The following is an 18,219-nucleotide window of genomic DNA, read 5'->3' as shown; positions in this document are numbered from 1 at the left end:
AAGGCTGATGAGACCATATCTTCCCGCGCGCGTGGTCGTGCCGCCCGCTCAGTGACAACTGCGGGAATGACAGAGGGGACGCGATTGACTTTGGATCTGACGCAACTCGGCCTTGAGAAGGTGGATGAGGTCGGCCTCAACTCAGCCGTGCAAACTACACGGTCGATTATCAAGGAATTCGCATAACCATCGAACTTGGAGGTGATGGAAAAAGAAGTATCTAAAAGACCGTGGTGTTCGAGATTGTAAATGGATGCGCTGTCTGTTCTCCCATTGAAAACGTTGCCCGGACAAAGTTTGTTATTTTCCGGAACTGTTGATCCAGGCAATGTCTTTCATGCCATTGTATATACATCGAGAACGAAGACCCTGACCAGATGGCCCTTCAGCTCGGTCCCGTTGCACCCGGAGGCTTGTCATGAACGAACCTGTCGTCCCGTTCGACCTGATGCGCATGTTTTTTGGCACCGATCCTGCCCTGTTCTATCTCGAGATCGTTTTCCGGACCTGCGTCATTTACCTTTACGCGTTGGTGCTGATCCGGTGGGTCGGCGGTCGTGGCATCGCGCAGATGTCCACGGTCGAATTCCTTTTGGTCATTGCCTTGGGATCGGCTGTTGGTGACGCCATGTTTTATCCCGAAGTGCCGATCCTTCACGCGATGCTGGTGATTTCAGCAGTTGTCCTGATCAACAAGGGAATCGACACGCTCATCTTTCAGTTTCGGCCTATCGAGAAGGCGGTAGATGGGGTCACGGCCGAGGTCGTGCGTGACGGCGTAATCGTTCTCAAGACATTGCGTCGCCATAAACTGGGACGCAGCGAGGTATTCGAAGCGTTGCGGGAGCAAGGTTACAGTAGTCTGGGCGAAATCCGCAGGGCCTATCTGGAAACGTCAGGTCGCTTCAGTGTTTTTCCGACCGCTGAACCGCTTTATGGCCTGCCGATCGAACCCGCATGGGATTGTGAGCCTCCTCAAACGGTTGAACCAGGAACTCTTGTCGATAGGTCCGAGCCTTTGGCTTGCTGCAAATGCGGCCACGTCTTGCCGCGGAACACAAACTCAACGCCGAACGCCTGCGGCAATTGCGGGAATACAACCTGGACCCCCGCCCTCATTATCCAGAAACAAGATATCAGCGGCGGTTAGCTCTGGATGTGCAGGGCGACCATTCGCAACATCTGGCCGCCCTGGTTTATATCCGATCAGGCAGCTTTGGCTGACTTCGCGGCCACATTCACGGTCTTCTCAGCAAGGTCGGTCAGATCCTCATCGGTCTGCGTCTCTTCCTTCAACGTTTTTTCGAGCAGCTTCGCGGCATCGGACATTCCGAGCTCCGTCGCCCATCTGCGGAGTGTTCCATAGCGGGTGATTTCATAGTGTTCCACCGCTTGAGCGGATGAGATCAGGCCAGCATCCAGAGCGGCGGTACCGCTGAAATCACTGATGATCTCCTCGCCCTCATCAATGATGCCCTTGATTGCTTCGCAGGTCTTTCCGCGGGCGGGCTTTCCGAGAATGTCGAACACCTGTTCCAGACGGGATACATGCTCTTCTGTCTGTTCCTTGTGTTTTTCGAATGCTTCCTGCAGCTTTTCGTTGATCGCGGCCCGGCGCATCTTTGGCAGAGCCTTGAGTATCTGTTTTTCGGCGAAATAGATGTCTCGGAGGGTGTCGTGAAACAGATCCTTCAGCGTTTTTACCTTGGTCATTTCGATTGCTCCTTTGGTTGGCGAGGGGATTTCCCGTCAGGTGAACACCGTTGACACCACTCACGTTCCGGTCCCGAAACGAAGTTCGTGAAGATAGGCAATTTGCGGCCGAGCGACGTCACCAAACGCGCCGACGGTGTGACGAACTTGGCCGAGGTCTGGGGATGGCCTGTCGGAACCTTCCGGACGAACATGGCGTTTCACTTACGGTAACCTGCAAAGCAGCTGACAATGGGAGGTCTCTGAATGGCGGCGCGTGCGCTCTGGAAAGGACAGTTGCGACTGTCGCTCGTGTCGATCCCGGTCGAGCTTTATTCGGCAACGCGCAGCGCCGCGAAAATCTCTTTCCGCCAGATTCACAAACCTTCGGGCAAGAGAATTCGCTATGAAAAGACCGTGCAGGGCATCGGCCCCGTCGACACCGATGATATCGTCAAGGGTTACGAGGTTAGCGATGACGAGTACATCCTGATCGACCCCGACGAGATCGACGCCGTAAAGCTGGAGACGAAAAAGACGCTGGAACTGGTGCAGTTCGTCGGTGCCTGCGAGATCGCACCGATCTATTTCGACAAACCCTATTATCTGGTGCCCACCGATGATCTGGCCGAAGATGCGTATCGCGTGGTGCGCGATGCCTTGCGTGCCAGTGACAAGGTGGGAATCGGTCAGGTGACCCTGCGCGGCAAGGAATATCTGGCGGCGGTGCGTCCCTGCGGCGATGGTTTGCTGCTCGAAACGCTGCACTACGCCGACGAGTTGCGCGATGCCGAGCCGATGTTCAGCCAGATCGAGGATGCCAAATCGGACAAGGACTTGCTTGAGGTCGCGACCACTTTGATCGAGCGCAAGACAGCGCCGTTCGATGCAGTCAGCTACTCCGACAGCTACGCCGACGCGCTGCGCGTTCTGCTTGAGGCCAAGCAGAAGAACAAGAAGACACCGCGCGTTTCCACTTCGGGCGATGAGGGGGACAACAAGGGCGACAATGTCGTCGATCTCATGACGGCGCTGAAGGAAAGCGTCAAATCCGCCGAGAAGAAAAAGACCCGTAAGAAGAAGGCGTCGTGATGGCCAAGGCGGCGGACAAGCTGGCCGAATACAATGCCCGGCGCGACTTCGACAGTACCGGCGAACCGGCGGGCAAGCTGGGCCGCGCCCGGCGGACCGGGCTGAAGTTTCTGGTGCAGAAACATGACGCAACCCGCCTGCATTACGATTTCCGGCTGGAATGGGATGGCGTTTTGCTGAGCTGGGCCGTGACGAAAGGACCGAGCGCGGACCCGGGCGAGAAACGCCTTGCCGTGCGGACAGAGGGTCATCCGCTTTCCTATGCCGATTTCGAAGGGACGATCCCCAAGAGCGACTATGGCGGCGGCACAGTGATGCTGTGGGATCAGGGCACATGGCAGCCGGAGGGCGACCCTGATCAAGGACTGAAAGACGGCAAGCTGTCATTCACCCTTCAGGGCGAGCGTATGAAGGGCGGCTGGGCACTGGTGCGGATGCGTGGCAAGGAAAAGCGCGAGAACTGGCTGCTGATCAAGCACCGTGACGTATATGCGTCGGATCACCCGGAAGGGCTGACCGATAGCGCCATTACATCCATCACCACGGGTCGCGATATGGCGGCGATTTCCGAGGGTGCCAAAGCCACCGATCCGCCTGCGCCCGAGGCGACGCGCAAGGGGAAACGCCCCGGTTTCCACGCGCTTCAGCTTGCCACTCTTTATGACGAGGCGCCCGAAGGCAACGATTGGCTGCACGAGACGAAGTTCGACGGCTACCGCGCGCTGGCCGCGCTTGGCAAGGGCGGCACGCGGTTCTTTACCCGGTCGGGCAAGGACTGGACCGACCGGTTCGGGGCGCTTGCGGGTGCATTCGATCCCTTGCCTTGCGAGGCGGCGCTGATCGATGGCGAGGTGATGGCGGCACGGATCGAAGGCTCGGCCTTTTCGGCGTTGCAGGTGGCGCTGTCAGAGGGTGCGCCGCTGGTGTTCTACGCGTTCGATCTGCTGTCGCTGGATGGCGAGGACTTGACCGGTGCGCCGCTGTCGGATCGGCGCGACCGGTTGGCCGAATTGCTGTCCGGCGTGTCGCAGGACGGTGCATTGCGGCTGAGCGAGCATGTGGTCGGCGGCGGGCCGGAAATTTTCGCCAACGCGTGCAAGGCAGGGGCCGAGGGCATCATCTCGAAACGGATCGACGCCCCCTATCGCGGCAGACGGACCAAGGCCTGGCGCAAGATCAAATGCTCGCGGCGGCAGGAATTCATCATAGGCGGGTTCAGCCCGTCGGACAAGGCGGGGCGCCCCTTTGCATCGCTTCTGATTGGCACTTACGACGGCGACAGGCTGCGCTATCGAGGACGCGTCGGCACCGGTTTTGCCGAGGCGGATTTCGATCAGTTGCAGGCCGCGATGACCGCGCGGAAAACCTCGCCATTCGACGATGTGCCGGACGATATCGCGCGCGGCGCGAACTGGCTGCGCCCCGACTTGGTGGCCGAGGTGGAATTCGCAGAATTCACCGCCGACGGATACGTGCGGCACGGCAGCTATCTGGGGCTGCGCGGCGACAAGGATGCCAAAGCGGTCAGGATCGAAACGCCCAAGGAGGATGACATAGCCGAAACCGTGCTTGGCGTCACGATTTCAAGCGTCGGCAGGCGGGTCTTTCCCGATGCGGGCTGCACCAAGCTGGATATCGCGCGTCACTATGAACGGGTCGGCGCCCGGATGATCGAACTGGCGGGCCACCGGCCGCTGTCGCTGTTTCGCTGTCCCGGCGGACTGGGCGAACCGTGCTTCTTTCAGAAACATGGCGGCGGTGGGATGCCCGATGCGCTGTCTCATATCGAGATCGAGGAGAGCGACGGCGATCGCGCCGATTATCTCTATGCCACACGGCCCGAGAGCCTCGTGGCCGCAGCGCAGATGGGAACGGTGGAGTTTCACATCTGGGGCGCGCGCACCGACCGGCTGGAGCGGCCCGACCGGCTGGTCTTTGACCTCGACCCCGACGAGGCGCTGGATTGGAGCGAGGTGCACGCGGCGGCCTTCGAGGTGCGCGAGATGCTGGCGCGGCTCGGGCTGAAGGCCGGGGCGATGGTCACCGGCGGCAAGGGCATCCATGTCTGGATGCCGCTCAGGCGGACGCGGGGATGGGACACCGTCAAGCTTTTCGCCAAGACCTTTGCGCATGTTATGGCGGATAAATCGCCTGACCGTTATACCGCCACCATGTCGAAGAAAAAGCGCAAGGGCCGCATATTCATCGACTGGCTGCGCAACGAACGCGGCGCGACGGCCATTGCGCCCTATTCGGTTCGCGCCCGCAAGGGGGCACCGGTCGCCCTGCCGGTGACATGGGACGAGTTGGAGAGGCTCAAAGCCGCCAACAGTTTCCGCATGAACGGTATGGACGCGCGGCTGAAATCGCCGTGCCCTGCGCTGGAGCAGCAAAAGAACCTGCAATCGCTGACCGATGGCGTCATCGACAGGTTACAGGATTGGGCTGGCCAAACCTAATCGGCAACAGCAAGACAGGAGGCGACATGGCGGCGAAAAGCGGATCCAAGACGGTCATTTACGCAGCACTTGCGGGCAATGCGCTGATCGCCGTGACCAAGTTCGCGGCGGCCGCCTATACCGGGTCGTCCGCGATGCTGTCGGAGGCCGTGCATTCCGTCGTGGATACCGCCAATCAGGGGCTCCTGCTACTCGGCATCGCGCGCTCCAGACGACCGGCCAGCGCGGCCCACCCGTTCGGCCATGGCATGGAGGTCTATTTCTGGTCCTTCGTCGTAGCCATTCTGATCTTCGGGCTTGGGTCCGGCATTTCCTTTTACGAAGGTTTCAGCAAGCTGGCCAATCCGCATCCGGTAACCAGCTTCACCGTCAACTATATCGTGCTGGGGCTCGCGCTGATCTTTGAGGGAACGGCCTGGACCCTGGCGTACCGTGAATTCAACCGCGTCCGCGGAACGCGCGGCTTCCTTCAGGAAGTGCGTCGCTCGAAGGATCCCACGGTGTTCACCGTCCTGTTCGAGGATAGCGCCGCGATGCTGGGGCTTGTCGCCGCGTTTGTCGGGCTGCTCGCAGTTCAATATCTGGACATCCAATGGGCAGACGCCGCCGCATCTATCGTGATAGGAATCATCCTGGCGCTGACCGCGCTCGGGCTTGCCTATGAGACCAAAAGCCTGCTGACAGGAGAGGCTGCGGCCAGCGCGACGACCAAGGCAATCCGCGCAATGGCGCTGGAGGAGCCTGCGGTGCTTGGGCTGAACGATCTGAAGACTTTACATTTCGGACCCAGCGACGTCCTTGTCGCGCTCAGCCTTGATTTCCGTGACCGCTCCGACCTTGCAGATGTGGAACGCACGGTCCGAAGCCTTGAACGCAGGATCAAAGAGCAGTTTCCGACCATCACCAACATCTTCATCGAAGCGCAGGCGCGGGAGGATCATGTAGAGGGCGCACAGCAATAGCGGCATCGAATCCGTGGCGTGGAAATATGACCGTGCCCAGTGTCGATCCGACGGAGAAAGAGGGCTTGGCGATGATACGGATCGACCTTGAAGCCATCACGGGGAAATTTCCAGGGAACGTTTTGCGATCTCGTTCGTTCTCCGAAAGAGGAGGGAGAGTTCATGGTGAAATTCTCGCGTCGTGGTTTTCTTCGGACGGCGGTTTCTACTGCTGTCGCAATTCATGTGATACCGCTCCACAAGGCGCTGGCGGATCTGCAGACCGCACCCCAACATCAACCGCCGAACTGGATCCGCGATGGCAAGATCAGGTTCCGCCAGGACGGCATCCCCAAGGTCACCGGCAACAAGGTTTTCGCCATCGACATTCGCGCGCGCGACATGCCCGGCTGGCCCGACACGCAGTCCCACGCGCTGCTGTTGCGCGCCGACAGGGCCGACCGGCGGTTTGAGGGGGTAAACGAGACGCTTTTGCCCGACGATCTGCGCCCCGATGTTCTGATCACCGACCCCGAGGTGCAGCGCGACGGCGTGACCATGACCCAGGAGGATTTCTATGGCCGCCTGCTGTTGCCCGTTGGTGAAGCGCCGCGCTATCTGGGGCAGCCGGTGGCGCTGCTGATCTATCATGATTATGCGCGATTCCGCCGCGCCAGACGCCTTTTGCTATTCAACGCGGAGGCGCTGGTCTGGGGCGATGAAGTGCCACCGCCCGACCTGACCCCCTATGGCGGTGCGCGCTTCGTGCGGATCGGCGGCGCGACGCCCGACGCGCCCGACCGGTTCTCGCCGCTGGCCGACACGCTGGTCTTTGCGGATTTCGAAAGCGGCTCGCCCTGGCCCGAGGCCGACCCGCAGGGCGACACCGGCGCCCGCGCCATGGCGCATGCCGCCGATCTGCGCGCGGAACTGGACAATCCGCCCGAAGGCTGGGCTGTCTACAAGGGGCGCTATGCGTCGCAATTCGTCGATCCGGCAGCACTTGAGCCGGACAATGGCAATTCCTGGTATGATGCCGAGAACGGCGCGCTGCATGTCGTCGTGGGCACACAGTCACCCTATACCAATGCCGATCACATTGAAAAGATGGTGCAACGCAGCCGGTTTGCATTGAACGAACTGCACCTGCACCCCGGCTATACCGTTGGATATGGCCAGAAGGAACACCACGTCCTGCCCTATTATGTCGCGTTGGCGGCGCTTTATGGCGAGGGGCGGCCGGTGCGGCTGGCGCTGGACCGCTATTCGCATTTTCAGGGCGCGATCAAGCGGCATCCGATCTACACCGAGATGACGCTTGCCGTGGACCGCAAGACCGGGCTGTTCCAGTCGCTGGCAGCGGATCTGCGGGCCAACGGCGGCGGGGTCAAGAATTTCAGCCCTTCGGTCGGTCAGGTGGCGGCAAGCGCATTGCAGGGCATCCATTACTTTCCGAAATCCGACCTGTCGGTGGTGGTCGAGGCATCGCGCGCCCCCACCGCCGGGTCGATGCGCGGCTACGGCACGCTGCAATCCATGGTGGCGTTCGAATTGCTGGTGGATGAGGTGGCGGAGGATCTGGGACTCGACCCCATCGAGTTGCGCCGGCGCAATCTGATGCACAGCGGCATGAAAAATACCCAGGGCGCAATCCCTGCGGGGACCATGCGCGCCGGCGAATTGCTGGACGCGGCCGAGGCCGATCCGCTCTGGACCGGGCGGGCCGAGCGCAAACGACAGTTCGAGGCCGACAATCCCGGCTATCGCCATGGTGTCGGCGTGTCCTGCGTGCAAAAAGATTATGGCACCGGGGCCGAGGCGGCGCTGGTCCAGTTGGAGATCACGCCCGAGGGCGAATTGCATATGCGGCACGTTGCGTCGGAAATCGGCTGCGGGTCGACCACGTCGCAGATGCTGATGACCGAGCGACATCTGGGTCGTTATGCCGACCGTGTCGATTTCGCGGTGATCGACTGGCCAAGCCTGCCCCTGACCAGCAACAACGAACCCTATACCATGTCGCAAGCGGATCAGGACGAGGCAGAGCAAGATCCCCATTGGGTGCCGCGCATCACATCTCCGCGCAGCGCGTCGAACTCCGCTTATTACTTTAGCCATGCCACAAGCGAGGCCGCGCGCCTGCTGTTTGACCTCGGCTTGTGGCAGGCCGCACTTAGCATCTGGCAGGAGGGCATCGGCGGCGGTCAGGCCGGTCCACTGGCCATACGCCGCGATCAGGCCGAATGGCGCGACGGGCATCTGGTGGCAAGCGGATTGCAACCGCTGAGTTTTGCTGACCTTGCGAAACGCGTCCATGAAAAAGGGCTGATCACCGGCGTCACGATTCACACCTTCAACCGCTGGGCATGGGCAACTGGCGAATTCGACGTGGACGGCATCGCTGTCACGGGGGCCATTGATGCCCTTTCGGTAAAATGGGGCGATGGCGCGACCGCTGCGAAAAAAGCCCGGATGAGCGACGCTGGATATGCCTTTCAGCCGCGGACAAAAGTGACCTACCCGCCGGTGCAACGCAACAATGCTTCCGTGGTCTATTACGCGCCGGTCGCCACGATCGTGGAACTGTCGGTCAACACCGGTTCGGGCGAGGTGCAGATCCTGTCGCACAAATCCTGGATGGAATGTGGCAACATGATCGTTCCCGAACTTGTCTCGGGACAGTTGCAGGGCGGGATCGCGATGGGGATCGGCCACGCGCTTTACGAGGAAATGCCGCTGTATGAGGACGGCCCCGGAAACGGCACATGGAATTTTAACCGCTACCGTTTGCCCCGCGCCAGCGATGTCGCCGTCTGGTCGCAGACAGGCGATGTCATAGCACCCCTGTCAGCGACGGACCCGCCCAAGGGCATCGCCGAGGTGGTGATGATCCCCGTGGTATCGGCGGTCTGCAACGCGGTTCACGACGCAATCGGGGTGCGGTTCCATGAAACGCCGCTGACGCCCGACCGGATCAAGGAGGCCCTGTCATGAGCGATCGCATGCTGTCCGTCACGATGCGGATCAACGGAAAGGACACCGACCCCGTCGATCTCCCCGAAGATTTAATGTTGCTCGAATATCTACAGGAATACCTGAACTTGACCGGCACGCGCTATGGCTGCGGTCAGGGGGTCTGCCACGCCTGCGCGGTCATCCACGACGCGCCCGGCGGACCGGAGGTCGTGCCCACCTGCATCACCGGCGTGGCCTGGGCCAACGGGCGCAGTTTTCGCACCGTTGAGGGACATGCAACCCGCGACGAACAGGGCAACGTGACGCAGCTTTTGCCAGTGCAACAAGCGTTTCTGGATCATTTCTCGTTTCAATGCAGCTATTGCACCCCCGGTTTCGTGGCCGCCGCCACTGCATTGGTCGAACGGCTGGAAGCCGGGCCGGTTGCGCGCGAGGATGTCGAGGATGTCGTGCTGGAGGCGCTGAACGACAACATCTGCCGCTGCACCGGCTATGTGCGATACCTTAAGGCGACGCGCGACGTGATCCTGAACACGCCCGGTCTGACCACTGGGGAGGTCGCGGCAAGCGACACCGCCACATGAGGCGGGCACTGCTGATCCTCGCCGGTCTGCTGGCATTTGTCGTTGTGGCGGCGGTGATCGTCTATGTCGCCTTCACCGGCCCCGGCGAAATCCCGCCCGCCAGCCGCGATCTGGCAAACCTGTCCGCCGAGGAACGCGCCGAGATGGCGCAAGCCGGGGAGTATGTGGCGCGCACCGGCGATTGCGTGGCCTGTCACAAATCGCCCGACGGGCTGTCGCTGGCGGGCGGCACGCCGATGGAAACGCCGTTCGGCACGATCTATGGCAGCAACATCACCCCGTCGCGCGATCATGGCATCAGCGGATACAGCGCCGACGATCTGTATCGCGTGATGGTTTACGGCATCGCGCCGGGCGGCTCGCACCTGTATCCGGCGATGCCCTATACCTCGTATCACGCGATCTCGCGCGCCGACAACGATGCGCTCTGGGTCTGGCTGATGGCGCAGGAACCGGTCGAGCGGCCCAACCGGCCGGCCGAACTGATCTTTCCGTTCAACCTGCGCCCGCTGCTGGCGTTCTGGAACCTGATCTATCGTCCCGATCCGCCGGACCAGCCGGTTCACGGCATCACTGCGCCGCAGGAGGATCAATTGGCCCGGGGGCGGTATCTGGTCGAGGTGCTGGGCCATTGCAGCGAATGCCATACGCCGCGCAACCTGGCCTATGCCCGCAAGGCCGATGCACACCTCCAGGGCAATGTGATCGAGGATGCGCTGGCCCCCGACATCACGCCTGCCGGTCTGGCGCGACGGGGGTGGAACACGCAGGATCTGGAGCGTTTCCTTGGCCAGGGCCTGTCGCCGCAGGGGGTGATGACCTTCCGCATGTTCCCGGTGCTCAGCCATTCGACGAAATACATGACGCCCGAGGATATCGCGGCTGTCGCCACCTATCTGATGCAAGACGCGCCCGCGCCAACGTCGCCTGAACCGCGCCCCGAGGCCATCGCGCAGAACGCCGAGGGTCACAACCATTACCTTGGCCTTTGCGCCGGGTGTCATGGTGCAAACGGTGAAGGACAGCCCTATGGCTCGGTTCCTCTGCGCAGCAATACCAGCACCATGTTCGACAATCCGCTCAACCTCGTGCGCATCATCCGCGAAGGAATTCCGGCGCGCCACCTGACCGGGTACCAGCGAATGCAGGAAATGCCCGCCTTCAAGGACAGGCTGAACGATGCAGAGCTGACCGCGCTGGTCAATTATCTGCGCCAGCGATGGGGTGGTCACGAACAGGCGCTGTCGGTCGAGGCGGTCACGGACACACCGGGCTGACGCAGCACAGCGCCCGCAATCACGGCAATGAGGGTCAATGAAACGCACCACCCACGGACACCACACCGCCCGTTCGCCGGGAAGCGCAGGTCGGGGTATGGTGCTGTTCGTGCCGGTGATCCTTGCCGGTTGCGACGGGCGGCAATCGGTGCTGTCGCCGGGCGGGGCCGATGCGCGGGTGCTGGGCGATCTGTTCTGGGTCATGCTGGTCGGCGCGGTTGTCCTGTGGCTGCTGGTCAACGGGTTGTTCTTTTATGTCACCCGGATCAACCGCGCGGCGATGTCGCGCCGGTTTGCCAACGGGCTGATCGTCGGCGGCGGCGTGGTTTTCCCCACCGTGGTTCTGGGCGCGCTGCTGACCTATGGGCTGTCGATCATGCCCGACCAGCGCGCGCCGGGCGAAGGGCTGACGCTGCGGGTGACGGGCGAGCAATGGTGGTGGCGGGTGGAATACTGGCCCGAGAGGGCCGACGCTCCCATTGTCGCGGCCAACGAAATCCGCCTGCCGGCAGGTCGGCGCAGCGAGATCGTGCTGGAATCTGCACGGGTCATTCATTCTTTCTGGATTCCGGGCCTCGGGGGCAAGATGGACATGTTTCCGGGCCGCGAAACCCGCATGTCGCTGTTGCCGGAAGCGCCGGGCAGCTGGCGCGGGCAATGCGCCGAGTTCTGCGGTGCCAGCCATGCGCTGATGGCGTTTGAGGTGGTGGCGATGCCGCCCGACGATTTCGCCGACTGGTTGCAGGCGCAGGCCGCCCCCGCCACCGCACCGAAAACCGAAGCCGCCGAACGCGGCGCGCGGGTATTTGCGCGCGAGGGCTGCGGCGCCTGTCATGCAGTGCGCGGCACCGATGCGCGCGGCGCGGTGGGGCCGGACCTGACCCATGTAGGCAGCCGCCTCAGCCTCGGTGCCGGCACGCTGGGCACCACACTGGCGGATTTCGAGCAGTGGGTGACGCATACCGGCGCGATCAAGCCCGAGGTGGAGATGCCCGGCTATGACCATCTGAGCACCGCCGACCTGTCCGATCTGGCGCAATTTTTGAAGGGGCTGGAATGAGCGACACCACACAGACCGGCCCCAGCGGCCCCTATCCGCCAACCGAGGCGATGCTGGCCGAACCCGTGCCGCAGGACGAACAGGACCGCACTGCGGCAGAGTTGCGCGCGGCGTGGGAGCCGCCGAAAGGCTGGCGCTACTTCACCGCCGTTAACAACTCCGAGGTCGGGCTGTGGTACGCGCTGACCGCCTTCGGCTTCATGCTGCTGGCGGGGATCCTGGCGTTGCTGATGCGGGTGCAGCTGGCGGTGCCTGGGAACGATCTGATCTCGGCCGACCGGTTCAACCAGTTCTTCACCATGCACGGCTCGGCGATGATGTTCCTCTTTGCGGTGCCGATGTTCGAGGCCATCGCGATCCTGATCCTGCCGGCGTTTCTGGGCGGGCGCGACATGCCGTTCCCGCGCCTGTCGGCCTTCGGGTTCTGGTGTTTCGTCATCGGCGGCGTCTTTGTCATGGGCTCGCTGCTGTTCGACGCGGCCCCCACCGCCGGGTGGTTCATGTATCCACCCCTGGCTACCCAGGACGAGGGACCGGGCAGCGATATCTGGCTGCTGGGCCTAAGCTTCATCGAGATCGCGTCGATTGCCGCTGCGGTCGAGTTGATTGTCGGTGTCCTGAAATGCCGCCCGCCGGGGATGCGCGTCAACATCATGCCGCTTTATGCGTGGTATGTGCTGGTGGTGGGCGGAATGATCCTGTTCGCCTTTCCGCCGCTGATCGCGGGTGATTTCCTCTTCGAGCTCGAGCGCAGTTTTGACTGGCCGTTCTTTGACCCCACGCGCGGCGGCGACCCGATGCTGTGGCAACACCTGTTCTGGATCTTCGGTCATCCCGAGGTTTACATCGTCTTCCTGCCCTCCATCGCCATCGCCGCCATGGTGATCCCCACCGTCGCGCGACGGCCCATCGTCGGCTATTCGTGGATCGTGCTGAGCGCCGTCGGCACTGGATTCCTGTCCTTCGGGTTGTGGGTGCATCACATGTTCACCACGGGGCTGCCCAACATTTCGCTGGGGTTCTTTTCGGCGGCAAGCGAGGCGGTGGTGATTCCTACCGGAATCCAGCTGTTCGCCTTTGCCGCGACGCTGATTGTCGGTCGGGTGAAGATGAGCCTGCCGATGCTGTGGATCGCAGGCGCACTGGCGATTTTCATCGCCGGCGGGCTGACCGGCGTGATGCTGGCGATCGCGCCGTTCAACTGGCAGGTGCATGACACCTATTTCATCGTGGCGCATCTGCATTACACGCTGTTCGGCGGCATGGTGTTTCCGGTGATCGCGGGGGTCTATTACTTCTTCCCCTTCATCCGCAAGAAAATGCTGAGCGAACGTCTGGGCCGCTGGGCCTTCTGGCTGATCTTTACCGGGTTCAACGTGACGTTCCTGCCGATGCATCTGACCGGCCTGCTGGGCATGCCCAGGCGGGTGTTCACCTACCCCGAGGCGGCGGGCTGGGGCTTGCTGAACATGATTTCCACCCTTGGCGCCTTTGTCATTGCCGCCGGGTTCGCCGTGTTCGTCTGGGACCTTCTGCGCCCCAAGGGTGACCAGAAACAGGTGCCGCGCAACCCGTGGGATGCCGGCACGCTGGAGTGGAGCCATAACGTTCCGGCAGAATTCTGGGGCGCACGGTCGATCCCGCATATCACGTCGCGTTATCCGCTCTGGGACGACCCCAAGCTGGTCGAGCGGATGGATGCGGGGCGCTACTACCTGCCCGACAGCCCGCATGGCCACCGTGAAACGCTGGTGACCAGCGTGATCGATGCCAGCCCCGAACTGGCCCAGCGGGTGACCGGCCCCACATGGATCACGCTTTGGGCGGCTGGTTTTACCGGCGGCGCGTTCATCTTTCCGACGTTCCATATGTACGTGTCCGCTATCGTCTCGGGTGCCTTCGCAGTGGTGTGCATCCTCTACTGGCTTTGGACGTCCACCGCCCGCCCGCCGGAACATGGCATGCGCGATGCCGGGCTGGGACTGTCTCTGCCGACCTATGCCTCGGGGCCAAAGGCGGTCGGCTGGTGGGCGGTCTGGATCACCATGCTGGGCGATGCCACCGCATTCGCCAGCGTCGTGTTCGGGTTCTTTTTCTACTGGACTGCAAAGTCGGATTTCCCGCCCGAAGGCGCAGTGCATGCCGCCCCGGTGCTTGTGGGCCTTGCAGTGGCGGCGCTGGCCCTGTCCTGGGCGCTGACGCTGGGCGCGCGGCACTGGAATGGCGCGGGGCGCCTGGGCGCGGCGCGCGGTGCGCTGGTTGGCGCGCCCTTGCTGGCGGCGGGGGGCTGTGCGGCGCTGATCCTGTCGGTGCAGCAACTTGAGCCGTCCAGCCATGTCTATCCGGCGATCATCTGGGCGCTGATGATCTGGGTCGTGGCCCATGCGCTGGTCGGCATCATCATGCAGCTTTATTGCCTGGCGGGCAGCCTGACCGGCAAGCTGACGCCGCGCCATGATGCGGACCTGTGGAACATCACGCTGTTCTGGCATTTCCTGTGCCTGACCGTGCTGGTTGCCGGCGCGGTGATCGGCCTTGCACCGGGGGTTCTGTGATGACTGGCGAACACCAGCCACGCCCCGACGAAGAGCGCCGCGAATTCCGCGAAGAGCGCGAGAGCCTGTGGCGCATCACCCTTGCCCCGGTCATATGGGCCGCGCATTTCGTGACCAGCTACGCCGTTGCTGCGGTGATCTGTGCCAAGGCGCCCGGCCTGCTGGACACAGCCCGATTGGGGCTGATGCTGGCCACGGTTCTCGCGCTGGCGGTGGTCGCGTGGCTGGGGTGGCGTGCCTGGCGGCAATGGGACGTTGGCAATACCGGCGACTACACCAACGCCCTGGGCGTGTCCGAGGACCGGCACCAGTTCCTCGGCCATGCGGCGGTGTTGCTGGCGCTGATCTCGGCCATCGGCGTGATCTATGGCACCCTGCCCGTTCTGTTGCTGGACACCTGCCGATGAGGGGCGCGGCGTTGATATCCGCGTGTGTGCTGGCCGCATTCATCTGGGCGGCCCCGCTGGAGGCATGGTTCGGCGCGGCGTTTCCCGCCCATATGCTGCGCCACATGATGCTGGTCGCGGTGATACCGCCGCTGCTGGTACTAGGCGCGCCCGGGTGGGCGGACCGGGTGGCGCTGCCGCCGATGATCGCCGCGGCCATCGAATTCGTGCTGGTCTGGGCCTGGCATCTGCCCGGCGCTTATGGGCTGGCCTTTCTCAGCGACGTCGGCTTCGTGGCCGAACAGGGCAGTTTTCTGGCTGCGGGTCTGCTTGTCTGGGCCGGCTGTCTGCGCACCGATCAGCCGCTGATGGGCGCGGGCGGATTGCTGCTCACGTCGATGCACATGACGCTGCTGGGCGCGCTGATCGTGCTGTCGCCGCGCGATCTTTACGCCGAGATCTGTGGCGTGGCGCCTGACCTTTCAGCGCAGCAACTGGGCGGGCTGCTGATGCTTGCGATCGGCACGCCGGTCTATCTGGTGGCCGGGCTGTTCCTGACCGGGCGCGCCCTCGGCAAGATGGAGGCGCACCCATGAGGCGTATCTGGCAGACCCTGACGGTTCTGGCGGTGCTGGGTATTATGGTCGGCGGCGCGGTCGTCGGGTTCGGGCTTTACAACGTGTCCGCGCGGATGGGGCATCTGCCGGGCGTGTCCTGGGTGCTGCACACCACGTTCCGCAACTCGGTACGGCTGCGCGCGGAAAAACCCGCAAACATGCCGGACCTGGGCGATCCCGACCTGATCGAACTGGGCGCGCGCCATTACGATACCGCCTGCCGCACCTGTCATGCCGCCCCCGGCCAGACCCGCACTGCCACCATGGCGGCGATGGTGCCGGCACCGCCCCATATCGAGATCGCCGTGCAGGACTGGCAGCCGCATCATCTGCATTGGATCGTCGCTAATGGCGTGAAGATGAGCGGGATGCCCCATTGGCCCGCCGCGCGGGATGACGATGTCTGGCCGGTCGTCGCCTTTCTGACCTCGGTACAGCGGGGAATGGATGGTGCCGACTACACCGCCCTGACCCGCCTGCCAAAGGGCGACGCCCCCCAAGCCTATTGCCTTGGCTGCCACGGGCAAGGTGGCAGCGCCCATGTGCCGCCCCTCGGGCAGCAAAGCGCCGCCTACCTTGAGATGTCGCTGCACGCCTATCTGGAAGGCACCCGCGCCAGCGGAATCATGGCGCAGTCGGTGAGCCGGGTTTCCCCCGACGCCCTGAACGACCTGGCGCTTTGGTTCGCAGAGCAGACCCCCGAACCCGGCCCAGCACCGCAGATGTCGCCACAGCTTGCCGAACAGGGCCGCGCGCTGGCCCATGCCGCTACCGCCGATCCCGACGTGCCCGCCTGCGCCGCCTGCCATGGCCCGAACGCCAGCGAGACCTCCGAGCTGTTTCCGGTCCTGTCCGGCCTGCCCGCCCCCTATCTCAGCACGCAACTGCGGTTGTGGCGCGACGCCGGACGGGGCGGTGGTGCGCGGGCGGAGCTGATGCGCAAGGCGGCCCGCAATCTGAGCGACAGCGATATCGGCGCGCTTGTCGCCTATTACGCCACCTTGCCTGCCAGCGAAAGCGACCCGGGGCATGACTGAAAATCACGCGCTCAGCGATGTTCTTGACCGACTGGAGTCCGCCGTCGATGGAGATGAGATCACGGTGCAGGAAGTCATTGAAAGGCTTGGACGAAGGTCGTTCGCGTCCGTCATGCTGATTTTTTCGCTCATTTCCACCTCACCCGCCAGTGCGATACCGGGCATCACCGCGGTGGTTGCCGCCATCACGTTTCTCTTGGTTGTGCAAATGATCCTCGGACGCGGCCACCTCTGGCTGCCTGGCTCTATCACTCGCAGACGTCTGTCGACCGCCAAGCTCTGCAAGGGGATCGGATGGCTCCGCAAGCCTTTGCACTTCGTTGAACGGTTCCTGAAGGAACGGCTTACCTTCCTGTTTCATCGTCCCTGCTTTTACCTGCCGTTACTGCTGATCATGGCGCTCACGCTTTTCATGCCTTTCATGGAACTGGTTCCGACATCGGGCTCCATCGCGTCTGCCGTCATCGCGCTCTTCGCGGCCGCGCTGCTGACCCGCGACGGCGCATTGATGGTGGGCGCGTTGTTTCTTTTATCGGGTGTACCGATGGCAGTTTGGTACTTCGGATTCCACTGACATTCTGCAAAGGTGTTCCCCTTGGGCCGCTCCATGCCCAAAGCAGGTTTCGATCGGGAACCAGAATTGTACTGTAGGGTTCGTCCCGCGTAGCTGTTTCTTGGGAGGAATCTGTCATGCTGAGAAGTGAGTTGATCCCATTCTTCATCGGATTTGGGTTGGCGGCAGTCATTTTCGGGGCAAGTCGGCGGACTTCGTCTCCCCCCGCTACGCCCGATCGAGTTCGCGTCACAGGTCGGCGCGAAATGGTCGATCCGCCCCGGAGGTGGGATGAGGTTGACGAGGCCTCGGATGAATCGTTTCCGGCGAGTGATCCGCCGGCAAAGGGGTCGACTCCGGCTGGGGGCGGAATCGTATCATAAGCTCTTTTGATCACGATTTTGGCCACCTGTATTCGCCTGTGAGCAAGATATGCGCCCATCCGAGGGGTGAAATATGCGACAGAAGCTCATGCGGACTATCGAGACCTGCGTGTTTTCGGGCCGCCACGGCTGCTCAGCGACAACGGCTCCAGTTACGTCTCAGGCGACCTTGCCGATTGGTTGAAAGACAAGGGGATGAAGCACTCACGCGGCGCACCGTATCACCCGCAAAGCCAAGGCAAGATCGAGCGTTGGCACCAGACATTGAAGAACCGCATCTTGCTGGAAAACTACTTCCTGCCCGGAGACCTCGACGCTCAGATCGAAGCCTTCGTCGATCACTACAACCATCAGCGATATCACGAGAGCCTGAACAACGTCACGCCTGCCGACGTCTACTTCGGTCGTGACAAAGCCATTCTGCAGCAAAGGGAAAGGATCAAACGAAAGACACTCGAAGCGCGACGCTTGCATCACAGGCAACGCACCGCATAATCAAACCAACCAGATGAGCCAAACTCTCTCTTAGTTTACGCAGCCATTGGTGCCAAAAACCCTAACGACAGACAGTCCGCTTATCCTCACATCGTTTTTCGAGGAGAGTGAC

General features: G+C 62.4%; 14 protein-coding genes and 1 pseudogene. 14 read left to right on the top strand and 1 reads right to left on the bottom strand.

The genetic code is table 11. The features are described from left to right. Positions 1-418 precede the first annotated feature (418 nt). A complete protein-coding gene (locus tag LZG00_13835) occupies positions 419-1,150 on the top strand; it encodes a DUF421 domain-containing protein (GenBank protein MCF3595073.1) in 732 nt (243 codons plus the stop codon). A gap of 56 nt (positions 1,151-1,206) precedes the next feature. On the opposite strand, the gene LZG00_13830 is transcribed toward LZG00_13835, so the two are convergent. Then, the gene (locus tag LZG00_13830; protein ID MCF3595072.1) at positions 1,207-1,713 is read right to left on the bottom strand and encodes a ferritin-like domain-containing protein; all 507 of its coding nucleotides are present in this window, start codon (positions 1,711-1,713) and stop codon (positions 1,207-1,209) included. A 246-nt stretch (positions 1,714-1,959) separates the two neighbouring features. Here LZG00_13830 and LZG00_13825 point away from each other — a divergent pair, with 246 nt between their 5' ends. From LZG00_13825 to LZG00_13765, 13 genes and pseudogenes are all read left to right on the top strand, one after another. Continuing rightward, positions 1,960-2,784, top strand: coding sequence for a Ku protein (locus tag LZG00_13825; protein MCF3595071.1), 825 nt, complete (start codon positions 1,960-1,962; stop codon positions 2,782-2,784). Further along, complete coding sequence (gene ligD / locus LZG00_13820; GenBank protein MCF3595070.1) at positions 2,784-5,243, top strand: DNA ligase D; 2,460 nt, start codon at positions 2,784-2,786, stop codon at positions 5,241-5,243. The genes LZG00_13825 and ligD overlap by 1 nt, the downstream gene beginning before the upstream one ends. Positions 5,244-5,269: 26 nt before the next feature. Further along, a complete protein-coding gene (locus tag LZG00_13815) occupies positions 5,270-6,205 on the top strand; it encodes a cation diffusion facilitator family transporter (GenBank protein MCF3595069.1) in 936 nt (311 codons plus the stop codon). Between the two features lie 162 nt (positions 6,206-6,367). After that, positions 6,368-9,178 (top strand): molybdopterin-dependent oxidoreductase, encoded by a 2,811-nt coding sequence (locus tag LZG00_13810; protein ID MCF3595068.1) that lies wholly within the window; start codon positions 6,368-6,370, stop codon positions 9,176-9,178. Beyond that, complete coding sequence (locus LZG00_13805) at positions 9,175-9,744, top strand: (2Fe-2S)-binding protein (GenBank protein MCF3595067.1); 570 nt, start codon at positions 9,175-9,177, stop codon at positions 9,742-9,744. Before LZG00_13810 ends, LZG00_13805 begins: the two co-directional genes overlap by 4 nt. Next, positions 9,741-11,021 (top strand): cytochrome c, encoded by a 1,281-nt coding sequence (locus LZG00_13800; GenBank protein ID MCF3595066.1) that lies wholly within the window; start codon positions 9,741-9,743, stop codon positions 11,019-11,021. Before LZG00_13805 ends, LZG00_13800 begins: the two co-directional genes overlap by 4 nt. A gap of 97 nt (positions 11,022-11,118) precedes the next feature. Next, a complete protein-coding gene (locus LZG00_13795) occupies positions 11,119-12,081 on the top strand; it encodes a c-type cytochrome (GenBank protein ID MCF3595065.1) in 963 nt (320 codons plus the stop codon). Then, complete coding sequence (gene ctaD, locus LZG00_13790) at positions 12,078-14,636, top strand: cytochrome c oxidase subunit I (protein ID MCF3595064.1); 2,559 nt, start codon at positions 12,078-12,080, stop codon at positions 14,634-14,636. Before LZG00_13795 ends, ctaD begins: the two co-directional genes overlap by 4 nt. Further along, positions 14,636-15,043: a hypothetical protein gene (locus LZG00_13785; GenBank protein ID MCF3595063.1), complete on the top strand. Its 408-nt coding sequence runs from the start codon at positions 14,636-14,638 to the stop codon at positions 15,041-15,043. Before ctaD ends, LZG00_13785 begins: the two co-directional genes overlap by 1 nt. Continuing rightward, positions 15,040-15,618, top strand: coding sequence for a cytochrome c oxidase assembly protein (locus LZG00_13780; GenBank protein ID MCF3595062.1), 579 nt, complete (start codon positions 15,040-15,042; stop codon positions 15,616-15,618). Before LZG00_13785 ends, LZG00_13780 begins: the two co-directional genes overlap by 4 nt. After that, positions 15,615-16,676: a c-type cytochrome gene (locus tag LZG00_13775; protein ID MCF3595061.1), complete on the top strand. Its 1,062-nt coding sequence runs from the start codon at positions 15,615-15,617 to the stop codon at positions 16,674-16,676. Before LZG00_13780 ends, LZG00_13775 begins: the two co-directional genes overlap by 4 nt. Then, the gene (locus LZG00_13770; GenBank protein MCF3595060.1) at positions 16,669-17,250 is read left to right on the top strand and encodes an exopolysaccharide biosynthesis protein; all 582 of its coding nucleotides are present in this window, start codon (positions 16,669-16,671) and stop codon (positions 17,248-17,250) included. Before LZG00_13775 ends, LZG00_13770 begins: the two co-directional genes overlap by 8 nt. A gap of 485 nt (positions 17,251-17,735) precedes the next feature. Next, positions 17,736-18,107 (top strand): annotated as a pseudogene (locus LZG00_13765) (integrase core domain-containing protein). Positions 18,108-18,219: the final 112 nt, after the last annotated feature.

The sequence above is a fragment of the Rhodobacteraceae bacterium LMO-JJ12 genome (assembly GCA_021555075.1).
GTDB lineage: Bacteria > Pseudomonadota > Alphaproteobacteria > Rhodobacterales > Rhodobacteraceae > JAKGBX01.
This window is presented reverse-complemented; position numbering and strand designations above follow the sequence as displayed.